At 70.8% G+C, this 22,431-nt stretch carries 26 protein-coding genes and 1 pseudogene; 14 read left to right on the top strand and 13 right to left on the bottom strand.

Annotation, left to right across the window (positions count from 1 at the left end; genetic code table 11):
* Nucleotides 1-18: 18 nt before the first annotated feature.
* A complete protein-coding gene (locus tag ACFYPR_RS17605; RefSeq protein ID WP_363935790.1) occupies nucleotides 19-1,845 on the top strand; it encodes an IS481 family transposase in 1,827 nt (608 codons plus the stop codon).
* On the opposite strand, the gene ACFYPR_RS17600 is transcribed toward ACFYPR_RS17605, so the two are convergent.
* A complete protein-coding gene (locus ACFYPR_RS17600; protein WP_363935752.1) occupies nucleotides 1,818-2,369 on the bottom strand; it encodes a CbrC family protein in 552 nt (183 codons plus the stop codon). The two genes, ACFYPR_RS17605 and ACFYPR_RS17600, sit on opposite strands and share 28 nt — an antisense overlap.
* A 229-nt stretch (nucleotides 2,370-2,598) precedes the next feature.
* Here ACFYPR_RS17600 and ACFYPR_RS17595 point away from each other — a divergent pair, with 229 nt between their 5' ends.
* Nucleotides 2,599-3,927, top strand: coding sequence for a hypothetical protein (locus ACFYPR_RS17595; RefSeq protein WP_387260877.1), 1,329 nt, complete (start codon nucleotides 2,599-2,601; stop codon nucleotides 3,925-3,927).
* A 134-nt stretch (nucleotides 3,928-4,061) separates the two neighbouring features.
* Here ACFYPR_RS17595 and ACFYPR_RS17590 read toward each other — a convergent pair whose 3' ends face one another.
* Nucleotides 4,062-4,412 (bottom strand): hypothetical protein, encoded by a 351-nt coding sequence (locus tag ACFYPR_RS17590; protein ID WP_387260874.1) that lies wholly within the window; start codon nucleotides 4,410-4,412, stop codon nucleotides 4,062-4,064.
* 381 nt (nucleotides 4,413-4,793) lie between these two features.
* On the opposite strand from ACFYPR_RS17590, the gene ACFYPR_RS17585 reads away from it, so the two are divergent.
* Both ACFYPR_RS17585 and ACFYPR_RS17580 read left to right on the top strand, forming a co-directional pair.
* Nucleotides 4,794-5,555: a DUF5753 domain-containing protein gene (locus ACFYPR_RS17585; RefSeq protein ID WP_363935758.1), complete on the top strand. Its 762-nt coding sequence runs from the start codon at nucleotides 4,794-4,796 to the stop codon at nucleotides 5,553-5,555.
* Nucleotides 5,552-5,743, top strand: coding sequence for a DUF397 domain-containing protein (locus tag ACFYPR_RS17580; protein WP_363935795.1), 192 nt, complete (start codon nucleotides 5,552-5,554; stop codon nucleotides 5,741-5,743). Before ACFYPR_RS17585 ends, ACFYPR_RS17580 begins: the two co-directional genes overlap by 4 nt.
* Before the next feature lie 56 nt (nucleotides 5,744-5,799).
* Here the strand turns inward: ACFYPR_RS17580 and ACFYPR_RS17575 are convergent, their stop codons facing one another.
* Entirely contained in the window at nucleotides 5,800-6,786 is a 987-nt protein-coding gene (locus ACFYPR_RS17575; protein ID WP_354860165.1) for a pirin family protein, read from the bottom strand.
* 10 nt (nucleotides 6,787-6,796) lie between these two features.
* A complete protein-coding gene (locus tag ACFYPR_RS17570; RefSeq protein WP_354860163.1) occupies nucleotides 6,797-7,282 on the bottom strand; it encodes a MarR family transcriptional regulator in 486 nt (161 codons plus the stop codon).
* A gap of 157 nt (nucleotides 7,283-7,439) precedes the next feature.
* On the opposite strand from ACFYPR_RS17570, the gene ACFYPR_RS17565 reads away from it, so the two are divergent.
* Nucleotides 7,440-7,973, top strand: a complete 534-nt coding sequence (locus tag ACFYPR_RS17565; protein WP_387260871.1) for a GNAT family N-acetyltransferase — start codon at nucleotides 7,440-7,442, stop codon at nucleotides 7,971-7,973.
* Nucleotides 7,974-8,109: 136 nt separating this feature from the next.
* Here ACFYPR_RS17565 and ACFYPR_RS17560 read toward each other — a convergent pair whose 3' ends face one another.
* A complete protein-coding gene (locus ACFYPR_RS17560) occupies nucleotides 8,110-8,604 on the bottom strand; it encodes an FBP domain-containing protein (RefSeq protein WP_354860158.1) in 495 nt (164 codons plus the stop codon).
* 55 nt (nucleotides 8,605-8,659) lie between these two features.
* Here ACFYPR_RS17560 and ACFYPR_RS17555 point away from each other — a divergent pair, with 55 nt between their 5' ends.
* Nucleotides 8,660-9,229 carry a TetR-like C-terminal domain-containing protein gene (locus ACFYPR_RS17555; RefSeq protein ID WP_354860155.1) on the top strand — a complete coding sequence of 190 codons (570 nt, stop codon included), beginning with the start codon at nucleotides 8,660-8,662 and terminating at the stop codon, nucleotides 9,227-9,229.
* A gap of 51 nt (nucleotides 9,230-9,280) precedes the next feature.
* Here the strand turns inward: ACFYPR_RS17555 and ACFYPR_RS17550 are convergent, their stop codons facing one another.
* Nucleotides 9,281-10,279 (bottom strand): hypothetical protein, encoded by a 999-nt coding sequence (locus ACFYPR_RS17550; RefSeq protein ID WP_387260867.1) that lies wholly within the window; start codon nucleotides 10,277-10,279, stop codon nucleotides 9,281-9,283.
* Between the two features lie 94 nt (nucleotides 10,280-10,373).
* Here ACFYPR_RS17550 and ACFYPR_RS17545 point away from each other — a divergent pair, with 94 nt between their 5' ends.
* Together ACFYPR_RS17545 and ACFYPR_RS17540 are read left to right on the top strand one after the other, a co-directional pair.
* Complete coding sequence (locus ACFYPR_RS17545) at nucleotides 10,374-10,778, top strand: helix-turn-helix domain-containing protein (RefSeq protein ID WP_354860150.1); 405 nt, start codon at nucleotides 10,374-10,376, stop codon at nucleotides 10,776-10,778.
* Nucleotides 10,775-11,362 carry a DUF1684 domain-containing protein gene (locus ACFYPR_RS17540; RefSeq protein ID WP_355065769.1) on the top strand — a complete coding sequence of 196 codons (588 nt, stop codon included), beginning with the start codon at nucleotides 10,775-10,777 and terminating at the stop codon, nucleotides 11,360-11,362. The genes ACFYPR_RS17545 and ACFYPR_RS17540 overlap by 4 nt, the downstream gene beginning before the upstream one ends.
* Before the next feature lie 46 nt (nucleotides 11,363-11,408).
* Here the strand turns inward: ACFYPR_RS17540 and ACFYPR_RS17535 are convergent, their stop codons facing one another.
* Complete coding sequence (locus tag ACFYPR_RS17535; RefSeq protein WP_387260865.1) at nucleotides 11,409-11,999, bottom strand: general stress protein; 591 nt, start codon at nucleotides 11,997-11,999, stop codon at nucleotides 11,409-11,411.
* Here ACFYPR_RS17535 and ACFYPR_RS17530 point away from each other — a divergent pair.
* The 3 genes and pseudogenes from ACFYPR_RS17530 to ACFYPR_RS17520 form a co-directional block, all read left to right on the top strand.
* Nucleotides 11,998-12,213, top strand: a pseudogene (locus ACFYPR_RS17530) (hypothetical protein); the annotation flags it as partial. The gene ACFYPR_RS17535 and the pseudogene ACFYPR_RS17530 sit on opposite strands and share 2 nt — an antisense overlap.
* Before the next feature lie 55 nt (nucleotides 12,214-12,268).
* Entirely contained in the window at nucleotides 12,269-13,810 is a 1,542-nt protein-coding gene (locus ACFYPR_RS17525) for a glycoside hydrolase family 15 protein (protein ID WP_387260862.1), read from the top strand.
* A 70-nt stretch (nucleotides 13,811-13,880) separates the two neighbouring features.
* A complete protein-coding gene (locus ACFYPR_RS17520) occupies nucleotides 13,881-14,381 on the top strand; it encodes a metallophosphoesterase (protein ID WP_355065620.1) in 501 nt (166 codons plus the stop codon).
* A gap of 8 nt (nucleotides 14,382-14,389) precedes the next feature.
* Here the strand turns inward: ACFYPR_RS17520 and ACFYPR_RS17515 are convergent, their stop codons facing one another.
* Nucleotides 14,390-14,608 (bottom strand): DUF3072 domain-containing protein, encoded by a 219-nt coding sequence (locus ACFYPR_RS17515; protein WP_354860183.1) that lies wholly within the window; start codon nucleotides 14,606-14,608, stop codon nucleotides 14,390-14,392.
* 112 nt (nucleotides 14,609-14,720) lie between these two features.
* On the opposite strand from ACFYPR_RS17515, the gene ACFYPR_RS17510 reads away from it, so the two are divergent.
* Nucleotides 14,721-15,659: an NAD(P)/FAD-dependent oxidoreductase gene (locus ACFYPR_RS17510; RefSeq protein ID WP_387261235.1), complete on the top strand. Its 939-nt coding sequence runs from the start codon at nucleotides 14,721-14,723 to the stop codon at nucleotides 15,657-15,659.
* Nucleotides 15,660-15,676: 17 nt separating this feature from the next.
* Here the strand turns inward: ACFYPR_RS17510 and ACFYPR_RS17505 are convergent, their stop codons facing one another.
* From ACFYPR_RS17505 to ACFYPR_RS17495, 3 genes are all read right to left on the bottom strand, one after another.
* Nucleotides 15,677-16,966: a cation:proton antiporter gene (locus ACFYPR_RS17505; RefSeq protein WP_355136229.1), complete on the bottom strand. Its 1,290-nt coding sequence runs from the start codon at nucleotides 16,964-16,966 to the stop codon at nucleotides 15,677-15,679.
* A 107-nt stretch (nucleotides 16,967-17,073) separates the two neighbouring features.
* A complete protein-coding gene (locus tag ACFYPR_RS17500; protein ID WP_387260859.1) occupies nucleotides 17,074-17,751 on the bottom strand; it encodes an HAD family hydrolase in 678 nt (225 codons plus the stop codon).
* Between the two features lie 63 nt (nucleotides 17,752-17,814).
* Nucleotides 17,815-19,950: a SpoIIE family protein phosphatase gene (locus ACFYPR_RS17495; protein WP_387182029.1), complete on the bottom strand. Its 2,136-nt coding sequence runs from the start codon at nucleotides 19,948-19,950 to the stop codon at nucleotides 17,815-17,817.
* A 198-nt stretch (nucleotides 19,951-20,148) separates the two neighbouring features.
* Here ACFYPR_RS17495 and ACFYPR_RS17490 point away from each other — a divergent pair, with 198 nt between their 5' ends.
* Nucleotides 20,149-21,012 (top strand): hypothetical protein, encoded by an 864-nt coding sequence (locus tag ACFYPR_RS17490; RefSeq protein ID WP_354860136.1) that lies wholly within the window; start codon nucleotides 20,149-20,151, stop codon nucleotides 21,010-21,012.
* A 92-nt stretch (nucleotides 21,013-21,104) separates the two neighbouring features.
* Here ACFYPR_RS17490 and ACFYPR_RS17485 read toward each other — a convergent pair whose 3' ends face one another.
* Entirely contained in the window at nucleotides 21,105-21,458 is a 354-nt protein-coding gene (locus tag ACFYPR_RS17485) for a DUF6401 family natural product biosynthesis protein (protein WP_387260857.1), read from the bottom strand.
* A 189-nt stretch (nucleotides 21,459-21,647) separates the two neighbouring features.
* Between ACFYPR_RS17485 and ACFYPR_RS17480 the strand changes: the two genes are divergently transcribed.
* Nucleotides 21,648-22,097 (top strand): hypothetical protein, encoded by a 450-nt coding sequence (locus tag ACFYPR_RS17480; protein WP_387260854.1) that lies wholly within the window; start codon nucleotides 21,648-21,650, stop codon nucleotides 22,095-22,097.
* Here the strand turns inward: ACFYPR_RS17480 and ACFYPR_RS17475 are convergent.
* Nucleotides 22,094-22,303 (bottom strand): hypothetical protein, encoded by a 210-nt coding sequence (locus ACFYPR_RS17475; RefSeq protein WP_363935782.1) that lies wholly within the window; start codon nucleotides 22,301-22,303, stop codon nucleotides 22,094-22,096. The genes ACFYPR_RS17480 and ACFYPR_RS17475 overlap by 4 nt on opposite strands.
* Nucleotides 22,304-22,431 lie beyond the last annotated feature (128 nt).

The following is a 22,431-nucleotide window of genomic DNA, read 5'->3' as shown; positions in this document are numbered from 1 at the left end:
CGCCAAGTGTTGGTGGAGATGAGCGTGATGGAACAGCGGTATCGAGCCGTCCAGGACGTGCTGGCCGGATCCACGGTCACGGACGTCGCGGAACGCTTCGGAGTCTCCCGGCAAGCCGTGCACCGGTGGCTGGCCTGGTATCAGGATGAGGGCCTGGAAGGGCTGGCCGACCGCTCCAGCCGGCCGCGCTCCTCACCTGGGCAGACTCCGCCGGAGGTGGAGGCGCTGATCTGTGAGCTGCGCCGGAACCATCCCCGCTGGGGCGCCCGTCGCCTCGTCTATGAACTCGGCCGCCGCGACTGTCCCGGCTCGATTCCGTCGCGGATCACGGTGCATCGGGTGCTGATCCGACACGGCCTGATCGATCCGACGCCTCGCCGGCGTCGGCGGGAGGACTACCGGCGATGGGAACGTGGCCGGCCGATGGAGCTGTGGCAGCTCGACATTGTCGGCGGCATCCAGCTGGCTGACGGTGGTGAGGCGAAGGTCGTCACCGGCGTCGACGGTCACTCCCGGTTCTGCGTGATCGCTGCCGTGGTCCGTCGGGCCACCGGCCGGGCCGTCTGCCTCGCCTTCGCCGAAGCCCTGCAACGGTTCGGGATACCGGAGGAGGTCCTGACCGACAACGGCAAGCAGTTCACTGCCCGGTTCGGTCGTGGCGGCGGGGAGGTGATGTTCGACCGGATCTGCCGGGAGAACGGCATCACCCACCGGCTGACCAAGCCCCGTTCACCCACCACCACGGGCAAGGTCGAACGGTTCCACCAGACCCTGCAACGCGAACTCCTGGACGACGTCGAGGTCTGGTCCAGCCCAGAGGAGGCCCAGGCCGCCATCGACGTGTTCTGGCACGAATACAACACCGAACGGCCGCACCAGTCCCTGGGAATGGCGTTCCCATGCGACCGATTCACGACCTCTCCTGCCGACGAGCAGCTGCCACTGCGGCTTCCACCGACGCTGACCACTACCATCCCCGCTCCCCGAAAGCCGCTGCCCGTGCCGCCGTCGACGCAAGGGTCAGCCGCCGACTCGGCCTCCGTCGCCGCCGCACCAGTGGCCGTGGGCGACGATGTCGGCTTGGCCGTGGAGGTCACCCGTATCGTTCCCGCCTCGGGCAACCTCACCGTCTGCGGGCAACAGTTCTGGCTCAGCCCCACCCGCGCCGGACTTCCGGTCACCCTCTGGGCCGACACCACCGTCGTTCACCTGCTCATTGACGGCGTCCGCCTCAAGACCGTCCCATCCCGGCTCACCCCCAGTCACCTGCGGCAACTCCTCGCCGACGACGGCCAACCCGCCGGGCCACCACCGATCACCACCGGTCCCATCCAGGCCGGCGCCCCGATCGAGGTCGAACGGCTCGTCAACGCCACTGGCCTGATCAGCCTCGCCGGCCGACAGCATCCCGTCGGCTACCACTTCGCCGGCAGGCGCGTGACCGTCCGACTCGACCGCGGTCTCCTGCAGATCACCGCCGACGGCGTCCTGCTGCGCAGCCTACCCAACCCCCTGACACCAGCCGAGACCGCCAGCATCCGCGACGCCCGCCCCGCTGGACCACCACCCACCCCGAACCCGGAACCCGTGCGGGTCGAACGCCGCGTCAGCTGCCGAGGAGCCCTGGTCATCGCGGGCCAGCGCATCCACGTCGGCATCGCCCACGCCGGCCGAACGCTCACCGTCGAAGCCGCCGACACCACCTTCCGCGTCCACGACGGCGACCAGCTCCTCACCGAAGTCCCGCGCACCACCGTCAAACCGATCGCCCGGTTCAAGGTCCGCAAGCCGGAGCCCCCGCGACAGCAAACGGGCGGTCAGGTCGAGTCGGAGTACGCGAGGTAACTGCCGCAGTGCCGGCAGCGGAAGAGATAGGCGGTGACCGGGCCGTCCTTGCTCAGCGCTTGCAGATACCAGTCCTTGTCATCGTCCGACCAGCCAGACCCGGCCAACTCCAGCCGAAGGTGTTCCAGCGCGTCCGGAAAGGCAGCCAACTCGTTCGCCCCGACCGAGCCATGGAACTCCGCCGCGTCTCGGCAATGATGCAACCACTGTTCCTGCTGCCACCCCACAAAGCCGGGCGTCCGGCGGAGAACCACCTCGGTCACGTCGGCAGGCACATCGTCCGGAACCCGCCAGCTCACGTCGGTGAACTGCGCGTCGAACATCGCAGCCGCCCTGCCGTCTGCGATGCACCACGGGCACAGCGCCCTGTCCAGCTCTTCCACCGCAAAGACCGGGCCGGCATACGTGAACGGCCGCCGCCGCCCGCAACACGCGCACACCACCTCAGCGGCCACGATCGAACCCGTCCCCACGGGATCCGGGTGATAAGGGAACTGCGGAAGACGTTCCTCGTCAGCCAGCACCCGCCGATCCTAGGGCGTCACGAGCGGCCACCCGAACCCTGAACAGCTACCCTGAAACGAAGATCGTCTAGCCGGACGTGTCACCCACGTCCCGAGACTGGTCTGTCACGCACGTCCTGAGACCCGACACCTAAGGCTCAGCCTCGCACTCTTCGTGCCTTCAACCTGGCAATCCCACCGACCTTCACGTATCCTGTCCGGCTGGCCTCAGATCCGTTAGGAGTGTCGGGTGACCCAAGACGGCAGGAAACGTGACAGCGAGGAACCGCTAGTTCCCTTGTATCGCTTCAACAGTCCGAATGAGCCGGTCTCACTGCACCGTGGATCCTTCAGCGGCCTGGCCCCTGAGTGCCGTGACGGCGTGATTCAACTTTCCTGCGCTCCATCCCCGAGACTCAAATGGTCATTCGAAACGCACGATGAGGACAGCCCTGACTGGCCGGGCGAGATCGACTTCACGATCGAGCGGCATGGTAGGCCGTGGAAACTGAAGGGGATGTGCCGCACCCACGGTGAAGGCTGGATAGATCATTGCGAGTTCGGTGACCCCGACGCGCATCTCGATCGACTCTTGGTGCACTGGATGAACTTGGCCGACATCTTGGGTAACGCCACGCTTGAGGCACGAAGGGACGGTCGGGTTCATTGGTGGGCGGGCCGCTGGCGAGGGGAAGTCGAGGGCTGGAGCATCACTCTCGACAGTCGCCCAGACCTTTCGGAAATCGTTAGAGACGCCCACGCCGACAACGTCTTCGTCCTGACACATGTCATGGAAGTGCGCCGGTCGGACCACGCACCTTTCTCAGTCCAAACTGCGAAGGCGTTTCTAGAGCAGATGCGCGTAGGTCTCTCGTTCGCATTGGGCCGCTGGGTGGCACCCGCGCTCCCAGTCGGATACGGGCCTGACGGCACCGTAATTTGGGAATCTTGGTCGTCAGCCCTCTGCGACCCCCTTCAGAACATCGGCGCGGCATGGCTCTACTACCAGTCTGCGGAAGACTTTGACAACTACGTGCACTCGCTTTTGCGAGCTTTCCGCCAGGATGGTGGGCAAGGTTTACTCAGGTTTCAGATGGTTTCGGCAGTTCAAACCAACAGTGTTGGGTTCGTCGAACAGCGGATAACGACAGCCTTCTCGGCACTCGAGAACATCGAATGGGTCGAGCTGGTCCTTAGCGGTAGAGTAAATGAAGCGGTCTACGGCAAAAGGTGGCACGGCGAAGCGAGCCTCCGTGAGGTGCTCAGATTGGCCTCAATGCCCACCAACTTCAGCGAATTCGACCTTCCCGCTCTTGAGCAATTCGCCAAGGAGGAAGAGTTGACAGACGCGCCTGCGGCGCTGGTCCGCTTCCGCAACCGTCTCGTGCATCCCAAGTCGCCGCGAGACGAGATCTATCACATCGCAGGCGTATCTAAGGACGCTTGGTTTTTGGCGCGGCATTATTTGACCATGCTAATCCTCCACCGGATAGGATACAACGGCAATTACTCGAAGCAGATGCCGCCTTTCGGATGGTTCGGCTCCACCGAGCAAGTGCCATGGGGCAATCGGGCATAACGCCGGCCATGCTACCGGAGGCTACTCTGCGGCAAGGACTGCGTAGAGTAGCGAATCACGCAACTTTCCATTGGTAAAGACATGATCTGGGATGCGGCCCTCATAGGCTGGCCAGGACGGCGGCCAACGGGAATCTAGGTGCCGCCGTGCTGGGTCGAAGGCTCAACGATCGGCCTGCGGAACGGTCCCCATCCCACGAACCGGTCGTACAGGGCTCGCGGGCTCGGCCCGTCGTGTGGGTTCAGGTGGTACAGGTCGCGCATTGCCTCGTACAGCAACCCGGCCAGGTAAATCGACAGGCTCGGCATCTTGTTCTCGTACTCGGCTTTGAGCATGAGTCGCGCGGTCGGGCACGGCCACGGCTGACCGTCGGCACGGCACACCCAGTGCGGCCGTAACGGCGTGTGTGGCGGGGCCTGGCCGTGCCGGCGCGGACGGTCCGCGATCGGCCCTCGCTCGGGGACGGAAACCTGGGCGGAGATCACGCCTGACCCCCGTTCGCCCGGAACTCCGGTGCCCGGAGCAGGTGACCTACTCGGCCGACCTCGTCCACCCGGAACGCCTCAGAGGGAACCGTGGCCCCGGCCGAGCGAGGCAGGGCGGGGCGGGGGCCTGCCCCTCTCAGGATGGATTCGCTGTGCCAGAACGTGAAGCGCACGGTGCCTCCTTGGCGCTGTCGTGGGAAGGGGCCGCCCCCGTGAGGTGCTCGCCGGACAGGGGCGGCCCCGGTACGAACGCGTCCGCCGGGTCTCGGGTGGTCCCTACCGGCCGCGCCGTCTGACGTAACCCTGCCGAGAGTGTTGGGACTGATACACAGCGTTGGTTAAGGTGTTTTGGGTGTCCCGGACGTCCACATGGGAGGTGCTGTGAACCACGGACTCATCGCGGCCATGACCGAGGCAGGCGAGACAGCGGAATCTCTTGCAGCTCAGGTGGGCGTAGACCCGAAAACGGCGCAGCGATGGGTCAATCCTGGACGCGTCCCGCGACCGCGTCACCGTTCCCAGATCGCAAGGTTGCTCGCTCGGGACGTAGGGGACCTTTGGCCGGACGTACTCAAGCGTCGTGAACCGTCGTGGTTCCGTCAATGGGCCGAGATCGAACACGAGGCCACGGTCATTCGATGGTTCGAGCTGGCATGGGTGCCCGGTCTACTGCAGACGGAGGCTTACGCCAGGGCCACGCTTGAGATCGAATCCTTCAGCCCTGACGAGGTCGACGAGCTGGCCGCGGCGCGTTTGCAGCGACAGGCCATCCTTCGCCGGCCGCGGCCCCCGCTCGTCGTCGTGCTGATGGACGAGGCCGTCTTACGTCGGCGGGTCGGACCCAGCGGTGTCATCATGCGCGAGCAGTGTGAGCACATCGCCGTGTGCGCCGAGCTGGTGCAGGTCCATGTGGTTCCGCGCGATACTCCGATGTACCTCGGAATGGGTGGCCCATTCATCCTCGCCGAGGGGCCTGACGGCACGCGTGTGGGGCATCAAGATGGCCAGGTCAAGGCGCACATCACGGACGACGCGGCGGAAATTGCTACCCTCGAACGGCGGTGGGCGCGCATAGTTGGCGATGCTCTACCCAGGACGCAATCTCTCGACCTCATCAGGGAAGCGGCATCAGCATGGACATGACCGGCGCGCAGTGGCGCAAGAGCACGAAGAGCGGCAGCAACGGCGGCGCGTGCATCGAGGTCGCCGACAACCTTCCCGGTGTCGTCCTTGTCCGCGACACGAAGGACCGCGACGGCGGGACGCTCGCCTTCGGGCCGGCGCAGTGGCAGGGCTTCGTCGACATGGCGAAGGCACACGAAGTCGCCTGACCAGTACTACGCAAAGGCCCCCGGTTGGTAACCGGGGGCCTTTCGCATGGTCAGGGTCAGGGACGCGGGCCCTGGCCGTCGGTGTGCGGCACCCGCTCGGTGGGGATGACGCCGAGCCGGCCGGCCTTGAAGTCCTCGAACGCCTGGAGCAATTCGTCGCGGGTGTTCATCACGAACGGGCCGTACTGTGCCACCGGCTCCCGGATGGGCTGACCGCCCATGATGTAGAGGTCCAGCGCCGGGGTGTTGCTGTCCTGCGTGGGGTCCGCGCTGAAGCGCAGCGCGTCGCCCGGACCGTGCACCGCGAGCTGACCGGTGCGGACCGGCCGGCGCTCGACGCCGACGGTGCCGCGCCCGCCGAGGACGTACACCAGGGCGTTGAAGTCGGGGTTCCAGGGCAGGTCGACCTGCGCGCCCGGCTGCACCGTGACGTGGGTGATGGTGATCGGCGTGAACGTCGACCCCGGCCCCCGGTGCCCGGCCACCTCACCGGCGATGACCCGGATCAGCGCGCCGCCGTCGGGCGTGGTGAGCAGAGCCGACTCCCGGCCCCGGATGTCCTGGTAGCGGGGCGGGTTCATCTTGGCCGCGCGGGGCAGGTTGACCCAGAGCTGCGTGCCGTGGAAGAGCCCGCCGCTCAGCACGAGGTGCTCCGGCGGGGCCTCGATGTGCAGCAGGCCGCTGCCGGCCGTCATCCACTGGGTGTCGCCGTCGGTGATGGTGCCACCGCCGCCGTGCGAGTCCTGGTGGTCGAAGACGCCGTCGATGATGTACGTGACGGTCTCGAAGCCGCGGTGCGGGTGCCACGGGGTGCCCTTCGGCTCGCCCGGCGCGTAGTCCACCTCGCCCATCTGGTCGAGGTGGATGAACGGGTCCAGGTCGGTCGTCGAGACCCCGGCGAAGGCCCGGCGGACCGGGAAGCCCTCACCCTCGAAGCCGCTGGGCGCGGTGGTCACCGTGCGGACCTTGCGGAAGCTGGTGGACTCGTCGAGCTTGGGCAGGCGGGGCAGGACGAGGACGTTGTCGACGGTGATCGCGGGCATCGGGGGCTCCTTAACGTGTGGCGTGGGTGTTGCTCGACGTGGTGCCGGCCGCCCGCAGGCGGCGGCCGAGCCGGTCGAAGACCCGGGTGAGGCAGGCGACCTCGGCGTCGTCGAGGTCGTCCATCAGGTGGGTACGCACCGATGCCAGGTGGTGGGGTGCGGCTTCGGACAGGGTGAGCAGTCCGGCGGCGGTGAGCACGGCCTCGCTGCCGCGTCGGTCGTCCGGGCAGGCCTCCTTGCTGACCAGCCCGCGCCGCTGCATCGAGGAGATCTGGTACGTCAGTCGGCTGGGGGAGAAGACCAGCCGGCCGGCCAGCTCGCCCATCCGCAGTCGTTGCCCCGGCGCCTCGGAGAGCAGGACCAGCACGTGGTAGTCGGCGAAGGTGAGGTCGCTGTCGGCGCGCAGGTCGTCTTCCAGCTGGGTGAACAGGCGCTGGCTGGCCTCGATGTAGGCACGCCAGGCGGCCGCTCGGGTGCTGTCCAGGCTCTCGGTCACGCCCATCACGATAGCGCTAGTTCAAAATTTAACTAGCGCTATCGCGCGTTTTCTGCGTCACGTCTGTCCGGTTAGTGGTGTGCTTCGTACAGCTTTGAACAAAGCTCGGGGTAATTGGGCGGCGGCGCCGGCGCGGGGTGTGCCAGACTCCGGCTTCGTGGAACACGTGGAGCTCGCCGCCGACGACCTGCTGCTGCGTCCGTGGCAAGAGGCGGACGCCCCGGCGGTGCGCGACGCCCTGCGCGACCCGGCCATCGCGCAGTGGAACCCGCAGGGTGGCGGCCCGGTCGACGACCAGGCCGCCCTGCTCTGGGTGCGTCGCCGGGCCGACTGGTCGGCCGGTGACCACGCCTCCATGGCGGTGACCAAGGCCGCCGACGGCGAGCTGCTCGGCTCGGTGTCGCTGCACCACATCCACCACGGCGACGCCTCCATCGGCTACTGGACGATGCCGGCGGCGCGCGGGCGCGGGGTGGCGACGCGGGCTGTCATCCGGCTCACCGAGTGGGCGTTCGGCGACCTTCGGCTGCACCGGGTGGAGCTGTGCCACGCGGTGGCCAACACGGCGTCCTGCCGGGTCGCCGAGCGGGCCGGCTATCTCGCCGAGGGGACGCTGCGCGAGGCGTACCAGTACGGCGACGGCCGCCGCTACGACGAGCACCTGCACGCCCGCCTGGCCACCGACCGCTAGTCGAAGGGTCCGCGTCGACGGCCGGACCAGATATGGGGCAGCTCGACAGGGGGCGAACCTGCCCGGCCGGGGCGGTCGTGCTGACCGGCTGATCGGACCGGCGCGGCCCCACCGGGGTGCCGGCCGGCTTCCCCCGCTACTCGGTGACCTTGCGCAGGAACGCCGCGAGGTGGCTGGTGGTGCGGTCGATCTTCTCGGCCAGGGTGATGGTCTCGTCGATCCGCCGCCCGGCGTCCTTCTTGCCGCGCAGGTAGAGCGAGCAGGCCAGGTCGGAGCAGACGTACGCGCCCACGGAGTTGCCCTGCCGGCCGTCCCGACCGGCCTTGCGGGCCGTCATCAACGAGACGCCGTCGCCGGTGTGGGTGGTCAGGCAGAAGGAACACATGCTGCGCCGGACCCGCCCGGTCTGCTGTGGCGCCACCCGCAGCGCGACCCCGACGAGGCCGTCGTCGGCCTCGGCGATCAGGTAGGCCCGCTGCGGCGCGGCGGCCTCGCGCCAGCCGAGGAAGTCCAGGTCGTCCCAGGGGCGCATTTCAAGATCGTTCGGTACGGCCAGCCGCTTCGCCTCGCCCTGCGTGCAGTTGACGAGGGAGGCGCGGATGGCGGGCTCGGTGAGGGCTAACATAGGCATCAGCCTAGCTCTCCTAGGCAAACGACTAACAAGACTAGTTTTTGGGGTGTGGTGCGTGGCACGTGCCGGAGTGACCGCCGAGCGACTGGCCCTGGCGGCGGCCGAGCTGGCCGACGAGGTGGGCGTCGAGAACGTGACCGTCGCCGCGCTCGCGCGGCACTTCGGCGTGAAGGACGCGAGCCTGTACTTCCACATCAGGAGCGCCCATGACCTGCGGGTCAGGATCGCCCTGCTGGCGCTCGCCGAGCTGGCCGACCGGGTCGCCGAGGCGCTCGCCGGCCGGGCCGGAAAGGACGCGCTGGTCGCCTTCGCCAACGCGTACCGGGACTACGCGACACGGCATCCGGGCCGCTACGCCGCGATGCAGATCGACCTCGACCCCGAGACGGCCGCCGCGAGCGCGGGCGTCCGGCACGCCGAGATGACCCGGGCGATCCTGCGCGGCTACCGGCTCTCCGAGCCGGACCAGACCGACGCCGTCCGGATGATGCACAGCACGTTCCACGGCTTCGTGAGCCTGGAGCGGACCGGCGGTTTCCGCCACACCCCGCGCTCGACGGACGAATCCTGGGCCCGCGCCCTCGACGCCCTCGACGCCGTCCTGAGCAACTGGCCTCGGGAGTGACGGCCGGGTGGGCACCCGTCGTGCGCCCACCCGGCCGGCTCCACCCTCGGATCAGGGTGTCGCGGGCGGGCGTCGCCGCGTGGTCCGCTGTCGGAGCAGGACGAAGCCCAGGCCAGCCAGGAACCAGGTGGCGAGGACGGCCAGGGGCACCAGCGTGTGCGAGCCGTTGAAGTAACCGAAGTTGTTGACCGCGCGCACGGCCGCGCCCGGCGGGAGCTTCGCGGAGATCGCCTGCGCCCATCCCGGCAGCAGGTCGATCCCGATGGTCGCTCCGCTCGTCGCGTTGCCGATGGTGGTGAGGGTGAGCACGGCGAGCGCGATTCCGATCGGGCCGAGCCAGGCCCCGAGGGCCTTCGTCGTGAAGGCGCTGGCGGCCGACAGCAGGATGAGCGACAGGGCGAGCAGCGGGAACGGTGCCGTCAGTGACCCGTAGACCGGGCCGGCGACCGTCGCCGCGATCACGCCGATCGCGACGGCGAATCCGCCCACGGCATAGAGCCGGTGCCGCAGGCGCACCTTCGCGGTGGCCGCGGTGAGCCCCTGCGCGAGGACGAACGACGAGAGGGTGACCCCGAACACCACGTAGAAGGCGGACAACCCGCGGCTGTCGTAGCTCGCCAGCGGCACGATGTCGTTCTCCTGGACGGTCGCGCCGGCCTGCCTGGCGAGACCGGCGGCGAGTTGCCGGGCGGCGCCGCTCTCGCTGAATCCGCTCGCGCCGGCGTAGTCGAGCGTCAGCGTGCCGGGGGAGGTCGCGCCGAGCACCGCGACGGCGTCGCCGTCGCGGACCAGGGCCGATCCGTCCTCGACGGTGGTCACCGGCGTGACGGCGACGGCATCGCCGAACCCGGCCTGTGCGGTGGTGGCCAGCTGCTCACCGACCACCGCGATCGGCAGGTGGCGCGGCTCGGGACCGCGTTGCAGCCCGACGTAGACGGCGATGAAGGCCGTACCGATGATCAGCCCGGTGAGCACGAGGGAGAGCCAGGCTCGGCGGTGGGTGACGACGGGCGTTTCCCGCTCGGTACGTGGTTCGGGTGGCGACGTCATGGGTGCTTCCTCGGGTAGTGTGGTTTGAATGTCCAACCAGACGAACCGTAGCACCGGTGGTTTGAATTCCAAACCGTCTCGGGACACGCTCGCTGTGGCGCTCGACGCGGTCAACGACAGGTGGTCGCTGCACATCGTGCGGGCGCTCGCCTTCGGGGCCTCCCGCTACACCGAGATCCTGCGAGCGGTCGGCGCGCCCCGGGACGTGCTCGCCGCCCGGCTGCGAAAGCTCGCCGAGACCGGCATCCTGCAGGCGCGATCGACCGAGGACGGCAAGGTCGCCGGGTACGAACTCACCCAGAAGGGTAGGGACCTCGGGCAGGTCATCCTCGTGCTCAAGCGCTGGGGCGACACCTACAGCGACGCCGAGGTACCCAAGGTCGACTTCATCCACGACGTGTGCGGTGAGGTGTTCGTCGCCGAGGTCTGCTGCCAGGCGTGCGGCAGGCCCCTGCGGTCCGGAGAGTTGTCAATCGATCAGGAGTCCGCCGCATGCTGACCGATCTGGAACTGGCCGACTGGCGGGAGCGGGTGGCCCGGCTGTACCTGTCCGACGTCGACCTCGCCGGCTTCCGCGCCGGCCGCGACGAGCTCTTCGCCACCCACCCGCAGAGCCCGATACCGCCGGCCGAGCGGCCCGGCTTCACCGGTGTGCGCTACTTCGCGCCGAACCCGGAGGCCGTGGTGGAGGCGCCCCTGCGACCGGCCAGCGGCGAGCTGCGGGTGGACACCGGCGGCCCGGACGGGGTCGTCGCGTACCGGCGGGTGGCGGTGGCCGAGACGCCGTGGGGGCCGCTGACGCTGTGGTGGATCGAGGCGTACGGGGGTGGGCTCTTCGTGCCGCTGCGCGACGGCACCTGCGGGCAGGAGACCTACGGCGGGGGGCGGTACCTCACCGACACGGTGAAGGGCACCTTCGGCCGGGGCGTCGAGCTGCTGCCCGGTGACCGGGTCCGGCTGGACGCCAACTACCTCTACAACCCCAGCTGCGCGTACGACGACCGCTGGGCCTGCCCCCTCGCGCCGCCGGAGAACCGGGTCGACGTGCCACTGCGGGCCGGCGAGCTGGCGTACCACGGCTGACCGGCCGCCCCGGCGGACTGCCGGGACGGCCGGTCGTGCCGGTGGATCAGCGGGAATTCGCCGGCGTCGAGCCGGGCTGCTGCATCCGGCCCAGCAGTTGCCGGGCCTGATCGGCGAGCTGTGCGTCGACGGTCACCGCGTACTGGCCGGCGCGCAGCGAGCTGGCCGAGGTGAAGTCGCGCTGCCCGCCGGTCATCGCGTGCGCCACAGCGCCGAACACGGCGCCCCAGATCGCGCCGATGACCAGGCCGACCAGGATCACCGCCAGCCAGTTGCCGACGGTGAAGATGCCGAACAGCAGGCCGATGAAGAGCCCGAACCAGGCGCCGGTGCCGGCGCCGAGCAGGGCCGCGCGGCCGGTGGTCATCCGCCCGAGCACCGTCTCCACCAGCGTGAGGTTCGTGCCGACGATGGCGCTGTGCTCCACCGGGAAGCGGTTGTCGGCCAGGTAGTCGACCACCTTCTGCGCGGACGGATAGTCCGGATACGAGCCGATCGTCACTGTGGGTGGGCCGCTCTCCGGCCCGTGCCCGTCCCCGGCCGGCGTCGACAGGCGGCCTGCCGGCCCGGACGGAAGCACGTCGCCACTGGTTGCGCCGGGCCGCCACGCGGCGGCCGGCCCCGAAGCTGAGGTCATGAGCATCCTCCCTCGTCAGCCGACCGCGTTCCCGCCAGTGCCGGGCGGTAACGCCCGCCGCCGGAGTGGGGTGCGTGTCTCCGGTGAGGCATGTGCGGGGACGGTCCGGGTAGGCAGTCCGGTGCAGAGCGGACAGATCAGCGACCACGGGTTCCTCGCCGACGGCCGCACGGCCGCGTTGGTGGACCGCTCGGGCTCGGTGAACTGGTGGTGCCCGGGCCGGTTCGACGCGCCGTCGGTGTTCGCGCGGCTGATCGGCGAGGACGCCGGTGAAGTCGATCTGCCCGGAGGTCGACTTCACCGTCGAACGCTGCTACCTCGACGGCACCCTCGTGCTGCGGACCGTCTTCCACACCGCGCAGGGCGAGGTGGAGCTGACCGACGCGCTCGCCCTGGAGCCCGGCGCGGGAGAGCGCCCTGGAGGCGGTCGGCGGGGCCAGCCGGCTCGCCCTGGTCAGTGGCCTGCGGCTGACCTGCGGCGAGGGCGAGGCCACCGCGACGTTCACCGTCCGCGCCGGCACGACCCACAACTTCACCCTCGGGTACGCCCCGACCTACGACGCGCCGCGCCGCAGGTGCCCGAAGCCGACCGGACCATCGCCGACACGGCCGAAGGATGGCGCTCCTGGGGCCGGCAGCACGCGTACAACGGGATCTACGCCGAGCACGTGCGGCGCAGCGCGTTGGTGGTGCAGGGCATGACGTACCGACCCAGCGGCGCGGTGGTGGCGTCGGTGACCACCTCGCTGCCGGAGAAGCTCGGCGGGGACCGGAACTACGACTACCGCTACGTGTGGGTGCGCGACTTCAGCCTGACGCTGCGGGCGCTGTGGCGGACGGCGTGTTACGACGAGGTACAGCGGCAGTTCGCCTGGTTGGGTCGCGCGATGGGCCGGATCGACGAGGAGCCGGTGCCCATCATGTACGGGGTGCTGGGGGAGCGGGACCTCACGGAGCACCGCCTGGATCAGCTCGCCGGCTACCGCGACAGCCCGCCGGTGATGATCGGCAACGACGCGTGGCGGCAGCGGCAGACCGACATCTTCGGTGAGGCGTTGGACGCGGCCTGGCTGATGCGCGACCGGCTGGAACCGTTGGAGCCGGACGTCTACCACCTGCTCCGGTCGCTCGCCGACAAGGCGGAGCGGGACTGGAAGCTGCCGGACGCGGGGATGTGGGGGGAGCGCGGGATCGAACGCCACCACGTGTCCTCGAAGGTGCAGTGCTGGTCGGCCCTGGACCGGGCGGTCCGCTTCGGCGAACGACTCGGTCAGCCGCAGGACGTGGCCCGCTGGGCGGCCGCCCGCGACGAGGTGCGCGCGGAGGTGCTGCAACGCGGGTGGAGCGACCGGCTCGGGGCGTACACCGGGAGTTTCGAATCCGACGACCTGGACGCGTCGGTGCTGGTGATGCCGCTGGTGGGGTTCCTTCCGGCCGACGATGAGCGGATGCGTTCGACGGTCCGCGCGGTGGAGGCGCAGCTGTCGCACGACGGCCTGCTGCGGCGCTGGAACGGCGACCCGGCGGGGTTTCTCATCTGCTCGTTCTGGCTGGTGTGCTGCCTGGCGCTGGCCGGCGAGCGGGACCGGGCGCACGAGTTGTTCGACGCGCTGGCCGGGCGGGTCAACGACCTGGGACTGTTCGCCGAGCAGGTCGACCCGTCGACCGGGGAGCAGTTGGGCAACTTTCCCCAGGCGTTCTCGCACATCGGCCTGATCAACGCCGCCGGTGTGCTCAGTGACGTCGAGCAGAACCCGGGGCTGGGTCGCCGCGGTATGCCGCCCGGGTACTTCACACCGACGCCGCGCTGAGCTGCCCGGAGCTGAGCGCCCCCACGAGCGTCCCCGGGTGGACGGCGCCCGCTCGGGGGATGATGCCGGCATGAGGCTGGTGCTCACGGCGGACACGCATCTCCCCAAGCGGGCCCGGGACCTCCCGGGGCCGCTGTGGACGGCGATCGAGGCGGCGGACGTCGTCCTGCACGCCGGCGACTGGGTCGACGAGTCGCTGCTGGACGCCATGACCGCCCGCGCGCGGCGGCTGATCGGCGTGTACGGCAACAACGACGGCCCGGCGCTACGCGCCCGGCTGCCGGAGGTGGCCCGCGTCGACCTCGACGGGCTACGGGTCGCCGTGGTGCACGAGACCGGCCCCCGTACCGGCCGGGAGCAGCGGTGCGCGGCCCGCTTTCCCGACGTCGACCTGCTGGTCTTCGGGCACTCGCACATCCCCTGGGACAGCGTGGCGCCCGGTGGGCTGCGCCTGCTCAACCCCGGGTCGCCCACCGACCGCCGATCCCAGCCGCACGCCACCTATCTGGAGGCCGAGACAACCCAGGCCCGACTGACGCGGGTCCGGCTGCACACCCTGCCGCGCCCCTGACCGCCGAGCTACTGGCCGCGACCCGTCTCGGCCTGCAGTTCGTCGATCCGCTTGGACGCCTCGGCCTTGGTCAGGTCGTCCGGCAGCGTCGCGTCCGCCTCCCGGGCCAGCGTGGCCAGGTACGACTCCTGGGCCGCGGTGGGCGGCTCGTCGCCGGTGACCCACTCGTCCGGGTCCTTGATCGCGCCGCGCGGGTCGGCCTGGTCGTTGCTGTGGTCCGTCATCATCATCACCCTCTCTTCGAACAGGTGTGCCAGTACCCCGATCACCGCCGGTTCATGCCCATCCGTGGCGACCGCCGGCACCTACGATCAACGGATGAGCGTGAACTCCTCGGGCGTGGCGGTGGTCGGGGCGGGCATCGCCGGGGTGGCCTGCGCGGTGGAGTTGGGCCGGGCCGGGGTGCCGGTGCAGGTCCGTGAACGGGGGCACGTCTGCGGCGGCCGGATGGCCAGCAAACGCTTCGACGGCCGCCCCGCCGACATCGGCGCCGCGTACTTCACCGCCAGCGACCCGGACTTCGCCGCCGTGGTCGACGAGTGGCGTGCCGCCGGCCTGGTCCGGGAGTGGACCGACACCTTCTGGTCGTACGACACCAACGGCCGCCACGACGTGCCCGGTCCGCTGCGCTACGCCGCGCCACGCGGGCTGCGGTCGCTTGTCGAACACCTGGCCGGCGCGGTGCCGGTGACCGTCGACCGGCTGGTGCTCGCCGTGGAGCCGGGGCCGGCCGTCGACGGCGAGCCGTACGCGGCGGTCGCCCTGGCCATGCCGGGGCCGCAGGCCGCCCTGCTGCTCGATCCCGCCCTGGCCGACGCCACCCGGGTCGTGCAGGAGCAGACCTGGTCGCCGGCCCTGGCCGCGGTGCTGCGTTTCCCGTCCCGGCGCTGGCCGCACTTCCACGGCGCGTTCGTCAACGACCATCCGGTGCTCTCGCTCATCTGCGACGACGGCGACCGGCGCGGTGACGACGCGCCGGTGCTGGTGGCGCACACCGTGCCGGAGTTCGCCGCCCGGCACCTGGCCCAGCCTTCCGGCGCCGGACCGGCGATCGAGCAGGCCGTCCGGGACCTGCTGGGGCTGGCCGAGGCGGCCACCGACGTGCACGTGCACCGCTGGACGTACGCCAAGCCGGCCGGCGACCTCACCGGGAACACCCACCACCTCGACGCCGACGGGATCGGTCTGGCCGGCGACGCGTTCGGCAAGCCCCGCGTGCAGAGCGCCTGGCGCTCCGGCCGCGACCTCGGTCGCGCGCTGGCCGCCCGCCTGGGTTGAGCGCCGCTGCCCCCTCCTCAGGGGTGCCCGGCGGCGGCGACCGGCCGGGCCTCGGGTTCGGACGGGTCTTCCGTCCGCTCACCCTCGCGGTCCAGCAACTGCATGACCGGGGTCGCCGCGACGCCGTGCACCACCACGGAGACGAGCACCACCAGCCCGACGGTCGCCCACAACAGCTCCGCCTGCGGAAAGTCCGCCTTCGTGGTGGCGTACGCCAGGTAGTAGAACGAGCCCACCCCGCGGATGCCGAACAGCGAGATCACCCAGTGCTCGGCCGGCCGGCCGGGCGCGCCGCGCAGCGACAACCAGCCGACGGCCGGCCGGACCAGGAAGACCAGCGCCAGCCCGACGGCGGCCGCCGGCCAGGTCAGCGGGGCGAGCAGACCGCCCACGATCGCGCCGCCGAGCAGCAGCAACAACACCAGGGTGAGCAACCGCTCGACCTGCTCGGCGAAGTCGTGCAGCACCGAATGGAACTCGTGGGTCCGCTCGGCGGCCCGGATGGCCCGCGCGGCCACGAACACCGCCAGGAAGCCGTACCCGCCGGCCACCTCCACCAGCCCGTACGCCAGGAAGGTGGCGGCCAGCGCCAGGAAACCCTCGGCGTGCCGGGCCAGCCGCAGCTCGCTGGGCGCCCGGAAGAACAGCTTGCCGAGCAGCCAGCCGATGAGCAGGCCGCCCCCCACACCGACGCCCACCTTCCAGAGCACGTCGACGGTGAACCACTCGGCCACCCACGCGCGCGGGGCGAGGCTGGTCGAGGCGATCGCGATGGCCGCGTAGACGAACGGGAACGCCAGACCGTCGTTGAGGCCCGCCTCCGAGGTCAGGGCGAAACGGACCTCGTCCTCGGAGTCCTCCACATCGGTCGGCTCGCCGACCTGCACGTCGGCGGCGAGCACCGGATCGGTCGGCGCCAGCGCGGCGCCCAGCAGCAGCGCCGCGGCCGGCACCAGGCCGGCCCACCACCACCCGAGCAGCGCCACCGCCGCGATGCACAACGGCATCGCGATGGCCAGCAGTCGCCAGGTGGAGGACCACCGGGCCCAGCTCAACGGCCGGTCGATCTTCAACCCGGCGCCCATCAGGGCGACGATCACCCCGATCTCGGTCAGGTGGGTGGTCAGCTCGGGGTGGGCCAGCGGGTCCGGTGTCGGTAGTCCGACCGGCAGCAGGAAGACCAGCATGCCGAGGGTGAGGAACGCGATGGGCATGGACAACGGGCGGCGCTCCAACACCCGGGGCAGGATGCCCGCGAGCAGCGCGCCCAGGCCCACAAGCGCGAACGCGACGTCTACCGGCTCCACGGACACCACCCTTTCGCCGCACCCGCGCGGCGCGGGCAGGTGGCCACAGACCATGCCCCGGAAGACTTCCGGCTATGCGTGTGCGCCCCGGTGAACCGGAGTGAGTCTCACCTCGGCCGGATGAGCGGGGAATCCGCCAGCTCGGCCAGCAGCGCGGCCGGGTCGTCGTACACCGCCACCGCGCCGGCGCCGGCGAGTTCCCCCCGGCTGGTGCCGCCGCAGGTCAACCCGACGCAGGGAATGTCCAGTTTGCCAGCCGCGGCGACGTCCCAGACCGAGTCGCCGACGAAGACGACGCGCTCGGCGGGCAGCCCGGACTGCTCCAGCGCCGCCTCGAGAATGTCCGGTGCCGGCTTGCTCTCCTGCGCGTCCGCCGAGGAGGTGATGGTGTCCACCACGTCGTCGGCGTTCAGGGCCCGGCGCAGCGCACCCACCTCGTGTTCCGCGGCGGAGGTGGCGAGCACCACCCGCAGCCCCCGCTCGGCGCACGCCCGCAGCAGGTCCGCCGCCCCGGGCAGCGGAGTCAGCCGCTCCCAGTACTCGGTGTACAGGGTGTTGTGCGCCTCGCGCAGCTTCGGGTCGTCGTCGCGGTCGCGCTCGGGGCCGAGCAGGTGGTCCAGCAGCTTGTCCGAGCCCATCCCGATCGAGCGGTGCACGGTCGCCATCGGCACCGGGTGGTCGGCCTGGCGCAGCGCCTCCCACCAGCTCACCGTGTGCAGGTAGGTGGTGTCGACAAGCGTCCCGTCGATGTCGAAGAGCACCCCGTGGGGTTGTTCGGTGGCCATGGGCGCACTCCTACCCGTTCGGCGGCCGGCTGATTCGTCCGGGTTCGGCGACGCCGGTCGACCTCAGCGCGGCTCGGCCGGCGGGACGAGGATCTCGAACCAGACCGTCGAGCCGCGCACCGACGGATCGGTGCCCCACGCGTCGCTCAGCTCCTCGATCAGGCCCAGCCCGCGCCCGCGACTGCTCAACGTGTCCGTGCGGGCCCGGGTCACGGTGCCCCGGGTGCCGGAATCGGCGACCGAGACCAGCAGCCGCTCCGGACTGAGATCGATCTCCACGCGGGCGGCCGTGCCGGCGTGCAGCAGCGCGTTGGTGGTCAGCTCGCTGGTGCACAGCACCGCCGCGCCGATCACCGACTCGGGCACCTGCCACTCGGTGAGCTGGCCGGTCATCCAGTGTCGGACCCGGCTGGGCGCGGTCGGCTCGGCCGGCACCTCCATCGCCGCCGACCGGCTCGGCTTGAGCGCGTGCTCGACCGCCAGCACGGCCACGTCGTCCTCGGTGCCGCCGGACACGGCGGCGGTGGCCACCGCGCAGAGGGCGCGGGGATCACTGGTGCCGGCCTTGGCCACGGCGTCACCGAGGGCGTCCAGCCCGGCGGTGAGGCTCTGCCGCCGCCGCTCCACCACGCCGTCGCTGAACAACAGCAGGGTGTCGCCGGGAGGGAATGCGACCGTGACGGTGGTCGGGCGCCCGCCCAGCCCCAGCGGGGGACCGGCCGGCAGGTCCACGTACTCGGCGTGCGACCGGCCGTCCGCGGAGCACCGGCGGATCAGCGGGGCGGGATGACCGGCGCTGGCCAGGGTCAGCTCCCGGCGCTCGGCGTCGATGACCCCGAACGCCACGGTGACGAACAGCTCGTGGGTGCCGGCCTCCACGCCGAGGCTGGCCACGAGCCGGTCCAGCCCGGCCAGCACCGCGTCCGGCGCCGGGTCGGCCAGGGCCAGCGCCCGCAGCGCCGCCCGCACCTGCCCCATCCGCGCCGCGGCCTGCACGTCGTGCCCGGCGACGTCGCCCAGCACCACGCCGAGCGCGCCGGTGGGCAGCAGGAACGCGTCGTAGAAGTCACCGCCGGCCGCGTTGCCGTCCACCCCCGGGTCGTAGCGGGCCGCGATCCGCAGCCGGGGCAGGTCGGGAAGGTGCTCCGGCAGCATGCTGCGTTGCAGCAACTGGGCGGTGCCGTGCTGGGTCTCGAACCGCCGGGCCCGCTCCGCGGCCTGACCGATCAGCTCCGCCGAGGCGGCCAGCAGCGCCCGCTCGGCCGCCGACCAGGAGTGCGGCACCTGGTAGCCGACCGTCAACCCACCCCGGATCACCGAGGTGCCCAGCGGCAGCACGGCCATCGACCGGATCTTCTGGTCGTGGCGGTCCACGGCGGTCTCGCGCAGCGGCTGCCCGTCACGGGTGAACGACGACTCGCCCGAGCGGGCCGCGAGCGCGACCGGGCCCAGCCAGTCCGCCGGCGTCCGCCGCCACAGCGGCGGCAACCGCTCGTCAGCCTCGTCCATCAGCTCGCCGCGGACCCGGCGCACCATCCGCCAGCCACCGCCACCCTCGTCGACCACGAACGAGACCCGGTCGGCGTCGAACGTGGTGATGGTGTGGCGCAGCGCGACCCGGGCCACGTCGTCGAGGGTGAGGGTGCCGGCGAGCGCGGCGGCGACGTCGCTGAGACTCTGCAACTGCTCGGTCACGTGGGTGGTTTCGGCGGCCACCGTCAGGATTCCCACGATCTGCCCAGCGCTGTCACGGACGGCCGAGTGACCCCGGGTGAAGACCACCTGCTCGACCACCCCGGAGCTGTCCCGCATCAGGGGGAGCGTGGACTCCTTCTCCAGGAAGGGCACGCCCTGCCGGTAGGCGCGCTCGATCACGTCACCGAAGCCGGGCAGCGACCAGATTTCGGCGTACACCTGGGCGGCCGGTCGACCGAGGGCAGCGGGGTGTTTGCTGCCCAACAACTCGGCATAGCCGTCGTTGTAGAGCAGGACGAGGTCGTCGCCGTACGCCAGTGCCATCGGCATCGGCGAGGCGAGGATCAGCTCGACCACGGCCCGGACCGCCGGATCCCACCCCTCGCGCGGGCCGAGGGCGGTGGCGGACCAGTCGTGGGCGAGCACGGCGGCCGCACCGGGCCCGGTGGATTCGCCGGGGACCGGGATTGCTGGCGTGGGGACTCGCCCGACCGTTCCTGGCATGTTCGCAGCCTAGCCGGCCGTCGGCCAGCCGCATCCGATCATGTGCGCGGGTCGCGGCCGGCCCCGGCGGGGTGACTGTTAGGGCAGGTCAGGACCCCTGTTTGACGACTTGTCGGAAAAATGGCAGTGAGCCGCGCGGACTGCCGCACCGGTGGCCGGGTATGCCCCCGGCGCAGTCCATGCGACAGGAGGGACATCATGCTGAAAACCCTCGCGGTTCGGCAGGCCGACATCGGCGATGCCATCGCCGACACCTGGAGGTCGGTGCTGCTCTTCATCCCGAAGGCAGTGGCCTTCATCGTCATCCTCGTGGTCGGCTGGATCATCGCCAGAGCGGTCCTCAAGATCGTGGATGCGGTGCTGGAACGGGTGCATTTCGACGAGGCCGTCGAACGCGGAGGCATCAAACGGGCACTGGAGAGAACGAAGTACGACGCCAGCGACATCCTGGCCAGGTTGGCGTACTACGCCGTCCTGCTGTTCACCCTGCAGTTCGCCTTCGGAGTCTGGGGGCCCAACGCGATCAGTAACCTGATCAGCGGTGTGGTGGCCTGGCTGCCGCGCGCGTTCGTCGCGATCGTCATCGTGGTGATCGCGGCCGCGATCGCCAACGCCGCCCGCGATCTGGTCACCGGGGCGCTGGGCGGGCTCTCGTACGGCAAGGTCCTGGCCGACCTGACGGCGATCTTCATCATCGCGCTCGGCGTGATCGCCGCGCTGAACCAGGTGGGTATCGCCACCACGGTCACCACTCCGGTGCTGATCGCGGTGCTCGCCACGGTCGCCGGCATCCTGATCGTCGGCGTCGGCGGTGGTCTGGTGAAGCCCATGCAGAACCGCTGGGACGGCTGGCTCGACCGGGCCGCCCAGGAAGCCCGGGCGATGCAGGAGCATCGGCGGGCCACCTCGGCCGGGCGCGGCGACATGGAGCGGCAGATGGCCGACCGTGGCGGCGACCGGACCCAGGCCATGCCCCGGGTCGACGAGCAGTCGACGATGTCCGGTGGGCGCGGCACGTACCAGTCCGGTGCGGCCGACGAGACCCAGCAGTACCGCCCGTAGCGGGGCGCGACGGCACGATCGTGAGGGGAAGGGCGTCCGCGTTGCGCGGGCGCCCTCTCCGCGTCGTGAGTCGTACGGGGTGACCGGGTGGGTCAGGAACGGCCGAGCGAACGGGCCAGCGCGCAGACGGCGACGAGCCGGGTGAGCGGCCACTCCGGCTCGCTCCAGTCCACCGGGCCCCGCGGCGGCGTCCACCCGTGCTCCAGGGCGGCCTCGCGTACCCCCTCGGCGTAGCCGGCGAGCGTCGCGGCGGTCAACGGCCGCCGGTCGCCGTCCAGGCTGTCCCGCACGGCGGCGGCGTGCTGGTCGACCAGCGCCAGCAGTCCGGGACGCGCGGCGGCGGCGGCGAGGCCGGCGGTGCCCACGGAGACGGTGAGGGCGGCCAGGGTCGACCGCGCCGACTCGACGGCGGTCCGGGAAGCGACCCGGTGCAACGGCACACGCATGGTGACCGAGGCTAACCGACCGGTCACCGGGCCGGCCTCGGCCGCTCGGCGGGTGTCGGTTGTGCCACCGGACGAGTCGGGCTGGCCGCGGGGGTTGATCCGGCACAGACGGGGCAGCAGGAGAGGGACGGCGCAGCCCGGCACAGAGCACGGACGGCGCCGGGTGGGGCGGACAGCAGGGAGGCACCGATGGGGGAACCGACGGACGGGCCGGACGAGCGGCACCGGCGGCCGGCTGGGGTGAGCGACGAGACGGTCGCGGCGCTGGGCAAGCTCAGCGAGGCGCTGGAGTGCGTGGAACGGGCCCGTGGGCACCTGTACTCGCTGCACCAGTTGATCGGGCACGCCGACCTGATGCTCGACGACGCGGTGGAGCAGTTCAGCGCCGCCGGACATCCACACATCGCCGAACGGATCGACGCCGAACTGCTCGGCCGCAACGTGATCGCCGGCCGGTGGACGTTCCAGATCGTCGAGGACTTCGACGACGGTTACCACGCGTTGTTCCGCGAACTGGACCGGCAGGCCCGTGACGAGTTGGTGGGCGGGCGACGCCATCTGTTCGAGGCGGAGATGAAGGAGCGCCGCCGCACCCGGGGCCGACCGGGACACGAGGCCCGGCCGGTCGGCGAGGGCTAGTCGCTGGTCGCGTTGGCCGGCCGACGCCGGGCGGCGTCGTCGGCGATGATCACGGTGGCCACCATGAGCGCGACGCAGACGCTGAACAGCCAGGACTCGTCGGAGACGAGCCAGGCCGACACGGGCGCCTGCAGCGCGGCGAGCAGGAAGCCGAGCCAGGCGAGGCGGCGCTGACGCGTGGAGAGGATTCCGGAGCCTTGATGCATCCCGAAATTCTTACGCGAACTGGCCCCTTTGCCGTCCTCCGATCGGCCGATTCTGGCTGAGCTGTCCGCATTCTCAACCGTCCGGACACCAGTTCTTGTCGCGGCGCACGGGCGGCTCCCGCCGCCGG

This window comes from Micromonospora sp. NPDC005254, from assembly GCF_042872525.1.
In the GTDB taxonomy this organism is placed as follows: Bacteria; Actinomycetota; Actinomycetes; order Mycobacteriales; family Micromonosporaceae; genus Micromonospora.
The sequence above is the reverse complement of the archived record's forward strand: the minus strand, read 5'-3'. Positions and strand labels throughout refer to the sequence as shown.

Bases quoted from the DNA above. Each gene is read 5' to 3' on its own strand.
- ACFYPR_RS17605 (WP_363935790.1), top strand. From the start codon at position 19: ATGAGCGTGATGGAACAGCGGTATCGAGCCGTCCAGGACGTGCTGGCC.
- ACFYPR_RS17580 (WP_363935795.1), top strand. From the start codon at position 5,552: ATGACCGGCGCGCAGTGGCGCAAGAGCACGAAGAGCGGCAGCAACGGC.
- ACFYPR_RS17575 (WP_354860165.1), bottom strand. From the start codon at position 6,786: ATGCCCGCGATCACCGTCGACAACGTCCTCGTCCTGCCCCGCCTGCCC.
- ACFYPR_RS17560 (WP_354860158.1), bottom strand. From the start codon at position 8,604: ATGCCTATGTTAGCCCTCACCGAGCCCGCCATCCGCGCCTCCCTCGTC.
- ACFYPR_RS17550 (WP_387260867.1), bottom strand. From the start codon at position 10,279: ATGACGTCGCCACCCGAACCACGTACCGAGCGGGAAACGCCCGTCGTC.
- ACFYPR_RS17535 (WP_387260865.1), bottom strand. From the start codon at position 11,999: ATGACCTCAGCTTCGGGGCCGGCCGCCGCGTGGCGGCCCGGCGCAACC.
- ACFYPR_RS17520 (WP_355065620.1), top strand. From the start codon at position 13,881: ATGAGGCTGGTGCTCACGGCGGACACGCATCTCCCCAAGCGGGCCCGG.
- ACFYPR_RS17515 (WP_354860183.1), bottom strand. From the start codon at position 14,608: ATGATGACGGACCACAGCAACGACCAGGCCGACCCGCGCGGCGCGATC.
- ACFYPR_RS17500 (WP_387260859.1), bottom strand. From the start codon at position 17,751: ATGGCCACCGAACAACCCCACGGGGTGCTCTTCGACATCGACGGGACG.
- ACFYPR_RS17495 (WP_387182029.1), bottom strand. From the start codon at position 19,950: ATGCCAGGAACGGTCGGGCGAGTCCCCACGCCAGCAATCCCGGTCCCC.
- ACFYPR_RS17490 (WP_354860136.1), top strand. From the start codon at position 20,149: ATGCTGAAAACCCTCGCGGTTCGGCAGGCCGACATCGGCGATGCCATC.
- ACFYPR_RS17485 (WP_387260857.1), bottom strand. From the start codon at position 21,458: ATGCGTGTGCCGTTGCACCGGGTCGCTTCCCGGACCGCCGTCGAGTCG.
- ACFYPR_RS17480 (WP_387260854.1), top strand. From the start codon at position 21,648: ATGGGGGAACCGACGGACGGGCCGGACGAGCGGCACCGGCGGCCGGCT.
- ACFYPR_RS17475 (WP_363935782.1), bottom strand. From the start codon at position 22,303: ATGCATCAAGGCTCCGGAATCCTCTCCACGCGTCAGCGCCGCCTCGCC.